We start from the raw sequence: 13588 nt of genomic DNA, 5'->3' as shown, positions 1-13588 counted from the left end.
GTGGGGAACGGATGAATACAAATAAGACAATTCTGGAAATGATTAAAGGGAAATTGGTTGTTTCCTGCCAAGCATTACCTGAAGAACCGTTGCACAGTCCATTTATTATGGGGAGAATGTCCTATGCAGCTTACTTAGGCGGTGCTTCGGGAATTCGAGCAAACAGCGTAGCAGATATTCATGAAATTAAGAAACATGTCGATTTGCCGATTATCGGGATCATCAAGCAAGTATACGATGGATCGGATGTCTTCATCACGCCAACCATGAAAGAGGTCGATGCGCTTTGTCAGGAAGGTGTAGATATGATAGCAATGGACGCAACCGACCGCATAAGACCGGATGGCTCCACGATTTCAGAATTATTTCCGCAAATTAAAAAGAAATATAAGAATCAGCTCTTTATGGCGGATTGCTCGACGTATGAGGAAGCGGTCACAGCGGTTGAACTGGGTTTTGACAGTGTGGGTACAACATTATGCGGTTACACAGAAGCAACGAAAGGCAAGCCTTTGCCAAATTTCGAATTGGCCCAGAAACTCGTGACGACATTATCCGTCCCCATCATTGCTGAGGGTGGCATCTCGACACCTGAAGAATTGAAACGATTATTTGATCTAGGTATCTACTCGGCTGTTGTAGGATCCATCATCACGCGACCGATGGAGATTACCAAACGATTCGTTAAGGCGATCCAATAGCTTATGAAAATTTTAGCGGCAGATATTGGCGGTACCAATACCAAGATGGGGATTTGCGATGAACGAGGGAATGTCGATCAATATAAAGAATATCCCACTGAAAGCCTCAAGGGAGGCCCTCATGTCATAGAGAAATTGCTTCTCCAGCTTGCGGTGTATGCGGATTACGATGCTATTGCCATAAGCACAGCTGGACAAGTCAATTCCGAAGAAGGGTATATTGTTTATGCAAATGAGAATATTCCGGATTACACGGGAATGAAAATCAGAGAGATCATTGAAAATCGATTCAAGAAGCCTGTTAGAGTTGAAAATGATGTCAACGCGGCAGCATTGGGCGAGGCCTATTTCGGCGCAGCGCAATCGTTTCAAGATTTCTTATGTCTTACGTTCGGAACAGGTATCGGCGGAGCGATCGTTATCGATCGTCAGATCTACCGAGGAGCTAAGGGTGTAGCTGCGGAATTCGGTCATATCATTACGCACCCATTACCCGACACACGCGGAGGAGAGAGAAAACCTTATTATGAAAGCTATGCCTCCACGACCGCATTAGTTCGGATGGCGAGGCACGTAGATCCAGAATGTGTGGACGGGAAGGTTTTTTTTGGTAAAATAAGATTAGGAAACGAACCATTACAGCAGGTCTTGCATGCTTGGGCGGCAGAAGTAGCCGTTGGCTTAGCTTCAATTATTCATATTTTTAATCCCTCGGCTATTATTGTAGGGGGCGGTGTGATGGAGCAAGAGGAACTCGTTCGTGCAGTCGAGGCACAAACGCAAGATTTGATCATGGAAAGTTTTGCAGACGTGAAAATTCTTAAGGCTTCTCTGGGAAATAAGGCTGGTTTATTGGGTGCGGCCTCATTATTCTTACGCTGAAAGAGGCGCATTCGCATCATTGTTGCGCATCATGTCTGAATCTTGAGGCTAAGAGGGTGATCGTGTGCGCACAATCAATATTTTTACAACTATTCATTCTAAATATAACAACCTAACAACGACCGAAAAAAAAGTGGCGGACTATGTCCTGGAGAACATAGACAGCGTTGTCTACATGTCAATTACAGATCTTGCAGATGTTTGCGGGGTTGGCGAATCAAGTATATTCAGGTTTTGCAAGTCCTTGAGCTACAAGGGCTACCAAGATTTCAAAATTGCCCTGGCACATAGCATCACCGTGGAAAATGAAATTCCGCAGCTGACTGAGAAGGTATTGATGAATGATTCCATCGGACAAGTTGCATCCAAGGTTCTGTCAACCAACATAAGTGCTTTAAACGAAACGTTTAACTTAATTGATAGCTCCAAAATCGATGAAGCCATTAATTACTTACTTCAAGCAGAAAAAGTCATATTTTTCGGTGTAGGCTCATCCTTAATGACAGCCATGGAAGCGAAAATTAAATTCATGCGCATCACCAACAAAACGGAATGCACAATCGATTCACATCTTCAGATGATGTCGGCGGCGTTGATGACCAAACGGGATGTGGCCGTGATCATCTCGTATTCGGGCTCAACCAAGGATACGATTGAGGTGGCCAAAAAGGCGAAAGAATGCGGGGCTACCGTCATTTCGATTACCCGCTTTGTCAAGTCGCCATTAACTTCGTATTCTGATCTTACGCTGTTATGTGGAGCCAATGAAGGCCCTCTGCAGGGAGGTTCCTTGTCGGCGAAAATTTCGCAGCTCTATTTGTTGGATGTCTTATATGTGGAATATTTCAAAAGATCCTACGAGGAATCGATTAGGAACAAGGAACATACAGCGGAGTCCGTGGTCGTGAAATTGCTTTAAAGGATTACACATGTGCAATGGGGGAATAGTCCATGATTTTAGGTACAATGTCATTCTGGGAAAAACAAAGTAAATTTGAGCATACAGTTATCGTAACAGCCTTAGAGGAACTTAATCTACTGCTTAAAGGTGACGCGCCTGAAGGTCGAGTAGAGATCAAAGGTGATCAGATGTACGTATCGTTTATGGAATTCGATGCTAAGCCGATGGACGAGCAGCTAGCTGAGAAGCACGAGTCGTATATTGATATCCACTACTTAATCGATGGGGAAGAGACGATCGGTTGGTTTGCGGATCGGGAAGATCTCCGTGTTGTAAAAGCCTATGAAAGTGAACATGATTATGCGTTATATGATCCATCGGCAGACGAGATTTTGCTTCATCTCAAGCCTGGCATGTTCGCCGTCTTTTTCCCAAACGATATTCATAGACCTGGCATGGGGCAATCATCGAAGATCAAAAAAGCGGTAATTAAAGTTCATGTGGGGCTGTTACAGCCTTAGTTCGATACTTGATTGTTATTCACTTATAAAGCATAGATGACTCTATAGACAAAGGCCCCATTCGCAGTTTAAGCGAAGGGGCTTTTTGCAATACGCAGGTCTGCGTGGTATTGGGGGCATGCACCTCGGTGGGCTGAACAGGCTGTTTATCTAACATCTGAATACGGAAAAGAATTGATTACATCGCGATATCCCCGTCAGGATCATAATTATGTCATGTAACATTACGTTATTAGCGACTTTTAACAGTTTAAAATAAATTATGTTATATATGTTGACATGAACGACCAATCTAAGTATGATATAAACAAAAGTAAGACAACGAAGTAACAACCGCATAGCAAACTTGTTTTCTAGGGTTCCGCGATAGAATGAAGGCTATCGGTCAGGTCCAAGAGAAGACACACGATGAGCTTCATCGTGCACACGGAGGGATAAAAGCCCGGGAGGATATCAGGATATGATATCATTCCGGGCTTTTCCTTTTACCATTTTATACAGAGAGGGAGTTCGGGGAATGAGACAAAAAACTATATTTCTGATGTTGGCGGTATTATTAACTTTTACAGTTATCAGCGGGTGTGGAATTAAAGAGGCGAGTACGACAACAGGAGGCAGCAAGGAGCCAATCAAGTTGGCGCTTAGTCCATGGCCGGGCTGGTTCGTGTGGTACCTCGTGAAGGAGAAGGGTTTTTTTGAGAAAAATGGCGTGAACGTGGATCTGGTCTGGTTCCCTGTGTACAGTGACTCCTTATCCGCACTCGCTTCAGGTAAAGTGGATGCAAATAGTCAAACGTTGAGCGATACTTTAGCTCCAGCAAGCAAAGGCATTAAGTTGAAAGCAGTGCTGGTGAATGATAATTCGAATGGCGGCGACGGTGTTGTCGTGAAGCCAAGTATCAATTCTTTGAAAGATTTGAAAGGTAAGAAAGTCGCGACGGAGCTTGGAACTGTCGATCATCTACTGATGCTGACAGCGCTTGAGAAAGCTGGGTTAGCAGAGAAGGATGTCTCCTATACGAATATGACAGTCAACGATGCAGGGCCAGCGTTCATAGCGGGTAATCTGGATGCTGCGGTACTCTGGGAGCCATTCCTAAGCAAAGCCATTCAAGAGGGGAAAGGGAAGCTGCTCTTCTCATCCAAGGACACTCCAGGATTGATTCCTGACTTACTCGTATTCAAAGAAGAAATTACGAAAAATCGTCCAGACGATGTGAAAAAAATCATTAACGCTTGGTTCGACGCATTGGATTACTGGAAAGCGAACCCAGAAGAGTCTTTGAAAATTATGGCTAAAGCGGCAGAGACGCCGATCGATGAGTACAAAGCTGGTGTGGATAGCGTGAAGATTTTCCAACTGGAGGATAACGTCAAGGCTTTCACCAAAGGAGATTCCTACGAGTCGCTAGCATTTACTTCTGGCAAAACGGCCGAATTCTTAAAAAGCTTAGATATGTTAAGCGCAATACCGAAAGCGGAAACCTTCTTGGATGGCCACTTTGTAGAGGAAGTCATGAAGGAACGCAAGAAATAAATAAAAGCTATAGAGGCTGAGCAGGAGGGCTGCAGATGGAAACGCTGGTGAAAAAAAGACGCAAGTCCACATTGTTTGCCATACGAGGTGAAATTAGCCGTAAATCATATTTGTCAGGTGTTGTGCTCATCATTGCGGTTCTGTTATTGTTCTGGAGCGTGATGAGCTACGGCGACTTGGTTAATCGTACATTCCTTCCAACACCGGATCAGGTGCTCCGGCAGTTTGGAATTCAACTACAGAACCCCGTGTTCTGGCAAAATGTTTGGATCAGTATTTTCCGAGTAGGCGGTGGATTCTTGCTCGCTTGTATCATTGGGATACCGCTAGGGATCCTGGCGGGTACGTATAAGTTTGCAGAAGCTATTCTAGTACCTCCTACTGAATTTATTCGGTATATGCCTGCGACGGCGTTCATTCCCTTGATTATGGTGTGGGCAGGGATTGGCGAGTGGGCGAAGGTTCTCGTCATCTTCCTAGGGTGTTTCTTCCAATTAATGCTGATGGTTGCAGACAATACACGCTCGGTCTCCAATGATCTACTGCAAACCTCGTATACACTAGGAGCGAAACGCTGGCAAGTTATCGAAAAGGTGCTGATTCCTGCACTGCTTCCAGATCTGATGAATACATTGCGCTTAATCATTGGATGGGCATGGACGTATCTGGTTGTAGCTGAGTTGGTTGCGGCTAGCAGTGGTCTTGGATTTTCGATCATGAAGGCGCAGCGGTTCTTGAACACGGATCAAATCTTTGTTGGCATAATTGCGATTGGTTTGCTGGGCTTACTGACGGATCGCACATTTGCTTATTGTCATAAGCGATTTTTCCCATGGTTGGAAGGAGGGCGTTAAGATGGAAGCATTGAACTTAGATTACAACAACGTGCCTTCTGAGGGGACTATTGCGGGTGCTAGTGTACGAAAAATTGAGGCGGTCGATGTTACGAAGGTGTACAGTACGAAGAAGTCGCAATTCGTAGCTTTGGATCGAGTGTCCTTTCATGTGGATGCGCATGAGTTTGTCAGCTTTGTCGGGCCCTCAGGCTGCGGGAAGTCTTCCTTATTGCGGATTATAGCTGGATTAGAGCCCTTGACGATGGGTGACCTAAGTATCAATGGGCATGAGATTGAAGGTCCTGGCGCTGACAGAGGCATGGTCTTCCAGAGCTATACGCTATTCCCTTGGCTATCCGTGAGAGAGAATATTGAGTTCGGATTGACGTTGAAGGGTGTTCCTTTATTCGAAAAGAGAACCATATCCGATCACTTCATGGAGCTAGTCGGGTTGCATAAGTTCGCAAAATCATTGCCGAAGGAGCTTTCGGGCGGGATGAAGCAGCGGGTCGCGATCGCGCGAGCTTTGGCGAATAATCCGGATGTGCTGCTCATGGATGAACCGTTCGGCGCGCTGGATCCACAAACGAAAAATGCGATGCAAGAGCTGCTCCTGCGCATTTGGGAAAAGGAGAAAACGACGGTTGTGTTCATCACGCACGATATCGAGGAAGCCATCTTCCTATCGCAGCGGGTATATGTGATGCAGGCGCATCCAGGCACGATCCGCAGTGAGATTGTCATACCGCGCGGGCTGAGGCAGGTGGAGGATGTGAAGGATTCCGAAGCTTTCGTGAAGCTGAAGAAGCAGATCATTTCGTTGATAGGGCATCACGACGAGTAAAGGCATAGGGGGCACCAAAGCAGAGTGATCTGCTTGTGGTGCCTTTTGTGTTGGGTTGTGAGGCCGGCGAGCCGGTTCGGTGGGGGCGAGGAGGTGGTGAAAGTGAAATAGCTGGAAAACATCCAGCTATTTCGGTGGAAAGTTCCGTTTTTATTGAAATAGCTGGAAAACATCCAGCTAGTTTGAGCCATTTTGCTCAAAAACCGCAGAAGTGAGTAAATTAGCTACATGAAATCCATCAAATTCTGATTTTGAACCGATTAGGGAGAATTTAGATGGAGGTTTTCCAGTTATTCATTTTAAAAGCAAAAGAGTAACAGGCATCCTATTCCATGCCACTTAGTCAGATTGTGAAGCCGATGCTAAGACGGGGAAAAGCCGCCCCTTTAGGGGTTCACCTTCCTGAAGGCTAGAGCCTTGGGTAAGCTCATGATTACTTTTGCTATTAAAAGTGGCATTCTCCGGCATATAGACGATGGTCAAGACTCGGCGTGGTTTGTCAGATTTGTTGGCATGTGCATAATGAAAAGTGAGTCCATGATGAAGTGTGAAACTGCCGCGTTTGAGAGGGACGTTGACAGGTCGACGGAGGTTTGTACCACTTTCCTTGGTGAGCTCGAGTAAATCGATGGGATGTAGAAAGTCGACATTCGTTAATTTCCCTTCCTTATGAGAGCCTGGGATGAAGGACAAGCAACCATTCACATCATCCACATCATGCATCGGCAGCCATAGGGTTAGAACGTTCGATTCATGCATGGGAAAATAAGTGGCATCCTGATGCCAAGGTGTAGGTTTGGAATCTCCGGGCATTTTCCAGAAGGCTTGATCATGGAACAAGCGGACGCCGGTTGAACCGGAAAATTGCCTGGCAATATCCGCAAGTTTGGGACTTAGCACGTAGAGGGCCATACCGGCAGAATCCCGCCATGTATTCATTTTGCTGTTTAGAATTTTGAAGTAGTCGGAGTCCTTCTCCACACTTTGGGTATGTTCACCTTCAATCGCCATGACCTCGTCGAGGTAAGCGCTTAGCTCGTTGATTTCCTTTTCCGACAAGACATCCTCTAACTGGACAAAACCATTCTCTTCATAAAATGCGATTTTCTCTGCGGGTACTTCAAACATGGGGGTCACCTCTTTGTTCAAATTGGGATCAGTCGATAACTAGATTGACTAGCGGAAGTAGCGCTCTTAGACCAAACTGGCTTGCGGATTTATTGAGAGTGTAGCTCCTTCGGGGTTCGGAATGAATTCAACTGCGCGATGTCAAAATCACAAAGCTCTACAAGTGCCTGTGCCAATTGATCGGTAATGCGCTCCATGAATAAAGTGCCTTTGTCGGCAGTTGCTGAAGTAGCATCACCCATGACACCTGAGGCTGATATGTCGGCAGTTTTCCATGCAAATCGAACCTTCCCCTCTAGTGTCAAATAACGGTATTTCTGCATGTCAGGAATTTCCTTCACAGCGTATGCGTCACTTACCCAATGGGGCTTGATGGCTTTCAAAAGCGATGTCTCATAGTCACCGCCATGAATGCCGAACTCACGTTCTTCTTCTGCTAAAATGTCTTCAAAGCTATCAAGCTGATGCGGCATGATATAGAAGACGGTCATTCCTGTTGCGATTCTGATTTCGCGAGAGACAAGGTTTAGTAAATCAACGTTGCCGCCATGTGAGTTGAGTAGCAGCAGCTTGTGAAAGCCGCTGAGACGCAAGCTGTGTGCGATATCGAGGATCACATGCTGCAGCGTCGAGGAGGAGAGGGATATTGTCCCGGCAAAGCCGGTATGCTCATTGCTCTTTCCATAGGCGAGAGGAGGTAGCAGCCAAATGGGGAGATCAGCGTTCAACTTCTCCATCGTTCTTGTCAACAGTGCCTCACCAATGAGCGCGTCCGTCATAACAGGAAGATGAGGACCATGCTGCTCAACAGCGCCAATCGATAAAATGACAAGCGCCTTCTCCTTGGGCAATTCGGCGATTTCTCTGGAAGATAATCGGGGCAAAAAGCGCGCTTCCCACGCCGTACCCTCGTATCTGCTGAACATGTCGATCACCTCTTCCGATAGTTTCATGTGGGTTTCGTAGGATTATGAATTGGTTTTTGCTCTTTCTAAAATAGTTACGGTGAGTGCAGACGGGTCTCGAGGTCTTGTCATTTCTGTTTCACCATGATCGGCAAGAAGCTTCAGTAACATCTCGCGCATCAAAATACCAGGCTGATCCGAGTGCATGTGTGTTTCCATCCTCATCCGGATATCCAATGGGAAGTCGCTTTCTGTGCTTTCGAGCACGGCCATATCCTCATCGACAACGGCACGGTCAAAAGCGATAACCGTCGCAGCGGGCACATCCGCCTCTGTGTCGCTGCGATACACGAACTGCACGAGGATGCAGGAATCGTTATCAATTGGTGTGGAACAGGTAACGATAGAGTGAACCAGGCCGTTCGGATAGGTCATGTCGGATTGCCGCATAAAAGGCATGAACCATTGCCCAGACACGGTTCGTGTCGTTGTGGCACCTTCCACATTGATTGCCTTCACTTTGTCGTTCAGCTTGTTTGTTACGCCTAGCTCTGTAAATGTTTCGAAGCCCCAGGCATTCGGGGTAATCTTGATTTTGGGAGGCACGGGATCATTCTTGTCTCCAAATGTATTGTGGTGAACGAATGCAACATGAGCACCGTCAAAGGAATTTTCCATCAGACGCATGCCTGCACAGTGGATCACTTCATAGAACTGGTCAATTTGTCGGAAGGACGGATCATCTGCTCTTTTGAACTCAGGAATACCCATTAAAGGTTCATCTAATGCGACCCAGACATAGCCGTAACGCTCTTCGCAGCGGTATGCTTTGATTTTATAAGCCTTGGGAGGATCCTCTAGTTGGGATTGCGGGAAATAAGTACATTTCCCATCACGATTAAAGGACCAACCATGATAGGGACAAACGACACAACCATTCTCCACGGTTCCGCCTGATAGCTTCGCTGTGCGGTGACAGCAACGATCGATAGCAGCGGCAGGCTGGCCTTTCTCATCGAGCCACAGAACAACTTTCTCACCAAGCATGGTAATGGATTGAGGGCCATTTTGCAGATGGGAGACAGGGAGTACAGGATAATAAAATTTCCGTAAAACAGGTTGTTGAGCTTGCAACATAGGTGTTCCTCCTTCGTTTATAGCGTTCTAGCAGGGATTATTTCTTTAAGCTTAGTCCTCGCAAAACGGTGAGATCTTCTTCGTCTAAGCTAACCTCAGGCCCTGACTTGATTAAATTGGAAAAGCCCTCATCCGGAAGCATAGTCGTCAATACGTACAGCCGTCCCTTGCCAGTATTGATCACTTGATGGTTGTTTCCAGGAGGAACAACGAAAAATGAACTCGTCTGGATGGGAATTTCCACATCCCCCATAATTGCAATCCCTTCTCCAGCAAGCACATAAAAGTATTCATAAGCCTCAGAATGCTCGTTAGGCGGCGTTTGTCCGTCTACATCGAAGATTTCAATAACAGAAACAAAGGGGACTTGTGTCCCATCACATAAAAGAACGAATTTATTACTGTCTTTGCTAGAAATTTTGTGAACGGGGCATCCCTCAAAGTGTCCTGCGATTCCGAGTTGCATAGTCATTCTCCTCTCTAGTAGGTGTGGCGATTGCTTCCAGCACATCAGCGGAATTCGCCACAAAGCCGTAGCATTGCTGAATGTTATATAGAGTAGCTTCGGTACAAAATGCAGGTGAGGTCGTAGCGCAGCAGTCTTCTAATAAAATGCTGTCATATCCGAGGCACACCGCGTCTTGTAAAGTAGCCATTACGCATTGATCGATGTTGACGCCTGCGAACAGAATGGTATCGATCGCCAAATTGCGCAGTATGCTGTCGAGCTGGGTATCCCAAAATCCGCTCATCCGATATTTATCAACATGGATGTCATCGACTTCGATATGCAGCCCATCTACGGGCGCGGCGCCCCAGCTTCCTTGCTCGAGTACATGCGAGCCGTTATGAGGTAGTGGTTCGCCGATGCCACTGCCCTCGCCTGTCGCATTATACACATGCAGAACGGATGGGCTGAGGTTAAGCCGGTCGGGACGATTGCCCCAATTGAGCCAGATCACAGGTACTTCTGCTAAACGTAAAGTTGGTAGGAGTTTATTAAGAGTTTCAATTGGCTTTAAAAGGGGCTGCGTGTTGACCCCGATATGGTCGAGCCAACCGCCGACGCTGCAAAAGTCATTTTGCATATCAACCACAATAATCGCCGTGTGTTGCAAATCAAGCGTAAGCTTGCGTGAGGCTACAGGGAAAGTAATAGGCTGTGGCGGTTTGGGCGTGCGCTGAAGGATGACGTTAGTTTTCGATACCTGCCAATAGCTATAGGGGGTACCCAATTTGTGCATGCGATCACCTCGTTTGCTTCATTCGTGTATGGTGTTATTCCTTGCCTTCATCATAAGCCTAGAATTAAATGTGTGTAAATAAAGATGACATATGTTTGGGTTATAACCTAAAAAATTCATTTCCATTTGTTTTAAAACCAATTTATGTTATATTAATTGACATAATTGACGACTTGACTGCCACTTTTACAGGAAAGGGGTGTTATTCATGAATATTACGGTACAAGAAGCAATGACCATTTATCCTTTATCCGAAGGGAAGATCGTGGCTGGGGCGGGAGGTATTTCGCGGATAATCAGCGCTTTAAATCTCATGGACGCCCCTGACATCTATAATTGGATGAAGCAGGGGGAGTTACTGCTGACAACAGGCTATGCCATGAAGGATTCTTCAGAGCTGTTTGTAGAATTACTGCATAACCTCAATGAACGGGGTTCATCTGGTTTGGGCATTAAGCTTGGTCGTTATTGGAAAGAAATTCCTAGTACTGTGCTAAAGGAAGCAGATAGGTTGAATTTTCCTTTAATCGAACTGCCGTTTGAAGTCACGTTCTCAGAGCAAATTACTGCGCTGTTTCAAGCGCAATATGAAAGAAATACAAAGAAGCTGAATCAAGTACTCGATATACAAAAGCAATTGGTCGATTTCGCCCTACAGGCGAATGAGCGCTCCAATTATTTTGAGGAAATTCAAGCCATTCTCCAATGTCCCTTTGCTGTTGTTGATGTACTGGGGAACCTTCTGTATAATGCAACAAGCGTAAGTGAGAAGGATCTACTTTCCCAATGGCCTTGGGAGCCGGAATATCGTTTAAGCCGGTTGCTGGGTCAACTCACGTATCATATTCCCCTTTGGAAAAATAGCCAATTACTCGGATACTTTCTCGTGATGTCGTCAAGTTTACGAAACACAAGCTCGGATAAAGGGGTTTATCATCAAGCTGCAGTCATACTTTCCTATCATCTTGAAGAGATTCAGCTTCATCAGACGCTAACCGTTGGCCTTCGATTGGGTGAAGCGATTGAGCGCTATTTACAAGGAAGCTTATCGCTGGATGAGGTAGGGGAGCGAGCAAAGAGGCTGTCAGGAGACATCTGGAAGGGAGCTTATCTCTGCATCGTAACACCGTTGAATGAGATGTCCTTGCATGAGCAGGTTCAGAAAAAAGTGTTCATTCGACAACTTCAAGATGCCATGAAGGATGCTCCGCCGCTAACTGAACTAATCTCCCACCATATGTTTGTACATAGCAAGCTGTTCTCTCTCATTCAAATCCCGGATAAACTGGGGGCCAACTTAACGACTATGAAGCGGATTGCGAGCAGCTATTCACAGCTCCTGAGGGTTCTTCTGAACTGCTCACCGTCCTCCTATATCAGCTCCATGAAACGAACGTTAGAGAACTTCATGGTCGGGTACGAAGAGTGCATGGAAGCTCAACGACTTAGTGAGCAATTCGCGATAGATGAGCCAGATATTTATTTCTCGAATCTTGAATTCACCTATTTGCTTCGGCATGTACCTGCTACGGTTATGAATACCTATACGAATACGCTCCTTCAACCATTATGGCAAAAGGATGAGGAGTATATCACCGAAATGCTGCGGACGATCGGGTCCTATTTTGAACATAATGGCCTTATTAATGAAACGGCGAAGGACTTATACATTCATCGCAATACCGTGTTGTATCGGCTGGAGAAGATCGGTGAGTTGCTTCATCTAGATCTCAAAAATCCCAATGATCTGCTGCGAATAAAACTTGCACTCTTGTTTAAACAACTTCTATGACTATCGTTCGATTGTCGTTCTATTGTAGGTGATTTGACGAGCAATCCCCTTCTAGCTACAATAAGTTTAAGCGTTTCAAGAATGAGGGCATGGGATGAAAAAAAACAAACAAGCTACCATCGTCGATGTTGCCTCTGAGGCAGGTGTGTCCATTGCGACGGTGTCGAATGTTATTAACCGAAGGAAGGTTCCGATGTCTCCGGAAACCATCCGCAAAGTAGAAGAAGCGGTTGTGCGACTAGGTTATCGCCGAAATGTCATGGCAACGAATTTAAGTCGGCGACGCTCGAATGAGTTAGGGCTGATTCTCCCGCATTTTGGCGGGTATTATGGCAGATTTGCTGAGAAGCTAGAACGAAGGTTTCACAGTTACGGCTATCACTTATCTGTATTCTCAGCGGCAGGCATGGATCCTGAAGTGGAGACGAGGCATATTGAGCATTTGCTGCAACGACGAGTTGATGGATTAGTTTCACATGGCTTGGCGATCAGCATGCATTCCACACAGCAATTAGTCGGTGAAGGAACGCCGCTTGTCATCTTTAACGGGTGGGGGTGGCCGAATGAGATTACGAAACTGGCTGTGAATTTGGATTTTGCCAAGGCCTCGAGCCAGGCCGTTCAATATTTTCTGTCACATGGCTGCCGAGCTGTTTTCTATGCGGGAAGACGGAAGGGAATGGGCGCGAATGAGCAGCGCATCGAGGGTTTTCGGGCGGGGCTAGGTGACCGAGCGGAGACGATCGTGCATGCGCTTTTGGATGCAGGAGAGCTGGGTGTCGCTGGAACTTTGGAAGAGGCGCTGCGTGTGAGCGGCGGGCTGCGACCTATCGGCATCTACACGTTCAATGATGCGTTAGCGCTGGAGTTGATTGCTGAATGCCATGCGCGAGGCATCCGTGTTCCTGAGGAAGTGCAGCTTATCGGAATGGATAATGAGCATTTTGCGAAGGCGAGTACTCCTTCCATTACGAGCTTCGAGATGCCAGTCGAGCTGCAAACGCGTTTAGTTGCGGCTTTCCTGATGCGGCAGATCGGGGAAGAAGTAGACGAGGAAAGCGCGATACTGCTGGATTCGTATCTGGCTCAGATGAAGGGGCATGAGCTGCTCATCGATATGGAAATGGTTGTGCGTAATTCGACGCATAACGAATAGAACC

General features: G+C 46.3%; 14 protein-coding genes and 1 riboswitch. Of the genes, 9 read left to right on the top strand and 5 right to left on the bottom strand.

Going from position 1 to position 13588, the window contains the following annotated elements; translation table 11 throughout:
* Window positions 1–11: 11 nt before the first annotated feature.
* The 7 genes from GC096_RS17380 to GC096_RS17350 all read left to right on the top strand — a co-directional run bounded on the left by GC096_RS17380 (window position 12) and on the right by GC096_RS17350 (window position 6222).
* Window positions 12–701 carry an N-acetylmannosamine-6-phosphate 2-epimerase gene (locus GC096_RS17380; RefSeq protein WP_171631909.1) on the top strand — a complete coding sequence of 230 codons (690 nt, stop codon included), beginning with the start codon at window positions 12–14 and terminating at the stop codon, window positions 699–701.
* A gap of 3 nt (window positions 702–704) precedes the next feature.
* Window positions 705–1583, top strand: coding sequence for an ROK family protein (locus GC096_RS17375; protein WP_171631908.1), 879 nt, complete (start codon window positions 705–707; stop codon window positions 1581–1583).
* Between the two features lie 64 nt (window positions 1584–1647).
* Window positions 1648–2502: a MurR/RpiR family transcriptional regulator gene (locus GC096_RS17370; protein ID WP_171631906.1), complete on the top strand. Its 855-nt coding sequence runs from the start codon at window positions 1648–1650 to the stop codon at window positions 2500–2502.
* Window positions 2503–2534: 32 nt separating this feature from the next.
* A complete protein-coding gene (locus GC096_RS17365) occupies window positions 2535–3005 on the top strand; it encodes a NanQ anomerase/TabA/YiaL family protein (protein ID WP_171631904.1) in 471 nt (156 codons plus the stop codon).
* A 342-nt stretch (window positions 3006–3347) separates the two neighbouring features.
* Window positions 3348–3456, top strand: a riboswitch (guanidine-I (ykkC/yxkD leader).
* Window positions 3457–3522: 66 nt separating this feature from the next.
* Window positions 3523–4542 (top strand): ABC transporter substrate-binding protein, encoded by a 1020-nt coding sequence (locus GC096_RS17360; RefSeq protein WP_171631902.1) that lies wholly within the window; start codon window positions 3523–3525, stop codon window positions 4540–4542.
* Window positions 4543–4577: 35 nt separating this feature from the next.
* On the top strand, window positions 4578–5396 hold the full coding sequence (locus GC096_RS17355; RefSeq protein WP_171631901.1) for an ABC transporter permease: 819 nt from the start codon (window positions 4578–4580) through the stop codon (window positions 5394–5396).
* A 1-nt stretch (window position 5397) separates the two neighbouring features.
* Window positions 5398–6222 (top strand): ABC transporter ATP-binding protein, encoded by an 825-nt coding sequence (locus GC096_RS17350; protein ID WP_171631899.1) that lies wholly within the window; start codon window positions 5398–5400, stop codon window positions 6220–6222.
* Window positions 6223–6561: 339 nt separating this feature from the next.
* Here the strand turns inward: GC096_RS17350 and GC096_RS17345 are convergent, their stop codons facing one another.
* From GC096_RS17345 to GC096_RS17325, 5 genes are all read right to left on the bottom strand, one after another.
* The gene (locus tag GC096_RS17345) at window positions 6562–7350 is read right to left on the bottom strand and encodes a phytanoyl-CoA dioxygenase family protein (protein ID WP_171631897.1); all 789 of its coding nucleotides are present in this window, start codon (window positions 7348–7350) and stop codon (window positions 6562–6564) included.
* A gap of 89 nt (window positions 7351–7439) precedes the next feature.
* A complete protein-coding gene (locus tag GC096_RS17340; protein WP_171631896.1) occupies window positions 7440–8276 on the bottom strand; it encodes a creatininase family protein in 837 nt (278 codons plus the stop codon).
* Window positions 8277–8318: 42 nt separating this feature from the next.
* Window positions 8319–9392: an aromatic ring-hydroxylating dioxygenase subunit alpha gene (locus GC096_RS17335; protein WP_171631894.1), complete on the bottom strand. Its 1074-nt coding sequence runs from the start codon at window positions 9390–9392 to the stop codon at window positions 8319–8321.
* Between the two features lie 37 nt (window positions 9393–9429).
* Entirely contained in the window at window positions 9430–9858 is a 429-nt protein-coding gene (locus GC096_RS17330) for a cupin domain-containing protein (protein ID WP_171631893.1), read from the bottom strand.
* Entirely contained in the window at window positions 9830–10636 is an 807-nt protein-coding gene (locus GC096_RS17325; RefSeq protein ID WP_171631891.1) for a cysteine hydrolase family protein, read from the bottom strand. The genes GC096_RS17330 and GC096_RS17325 overlap by 29 nt, the downstream gene beginning before the upstream one ends.
* Before the next feature lie 208 nt (window positions 10637–10844).
* Between GC096_RS17325 and GC096_RS17320 the strand changes: the two genes are divergently transcribed.
* Both GC096_RS17320 and GC096_RS17315 read left to right on the top strand, forming a co-directional pair.
* Window positions 10845–12428 (top strand): PucR family transcriptional regulator, encoded by a 1584-nt coding sequence (locus GC096_RS17320; RefSeq protein ID WP_171631889.1) that lies wholly within the window; start codon window positions 10845–10847, stop codon window positions 12426–12428.
* A gap of 94 nt (window positions 12429–12522) precedes the next feature.
* Window positions 12523–13584, top strand: coding sequence for a LacI family DNA-binding transcriptional regulator (locus tag GC096_RS17315; RefSeq protein WP_171631888.1), 1062 nt, complete (start codon window positions 12523–12525; stop codon window positions 13582–13584).
* Window positions 13585–13588 lie beyond the last annotated feature (4 nt).

Source organism: Paenibacillus plantarum, from assembly GCF_013141695.1.
Taxonomy (GTDB): Bacteria; Bacillota; Bacilli; order Paenibacillales; family NBRC-103111; genus Paenibacillus_E; species Paenibacillus_E plantarum.
The sequence above is the reverse complement of the archived record's forward strand: the minus strand, read 5'-3'. Positions and strand labels throughout refer to the sequence as shown.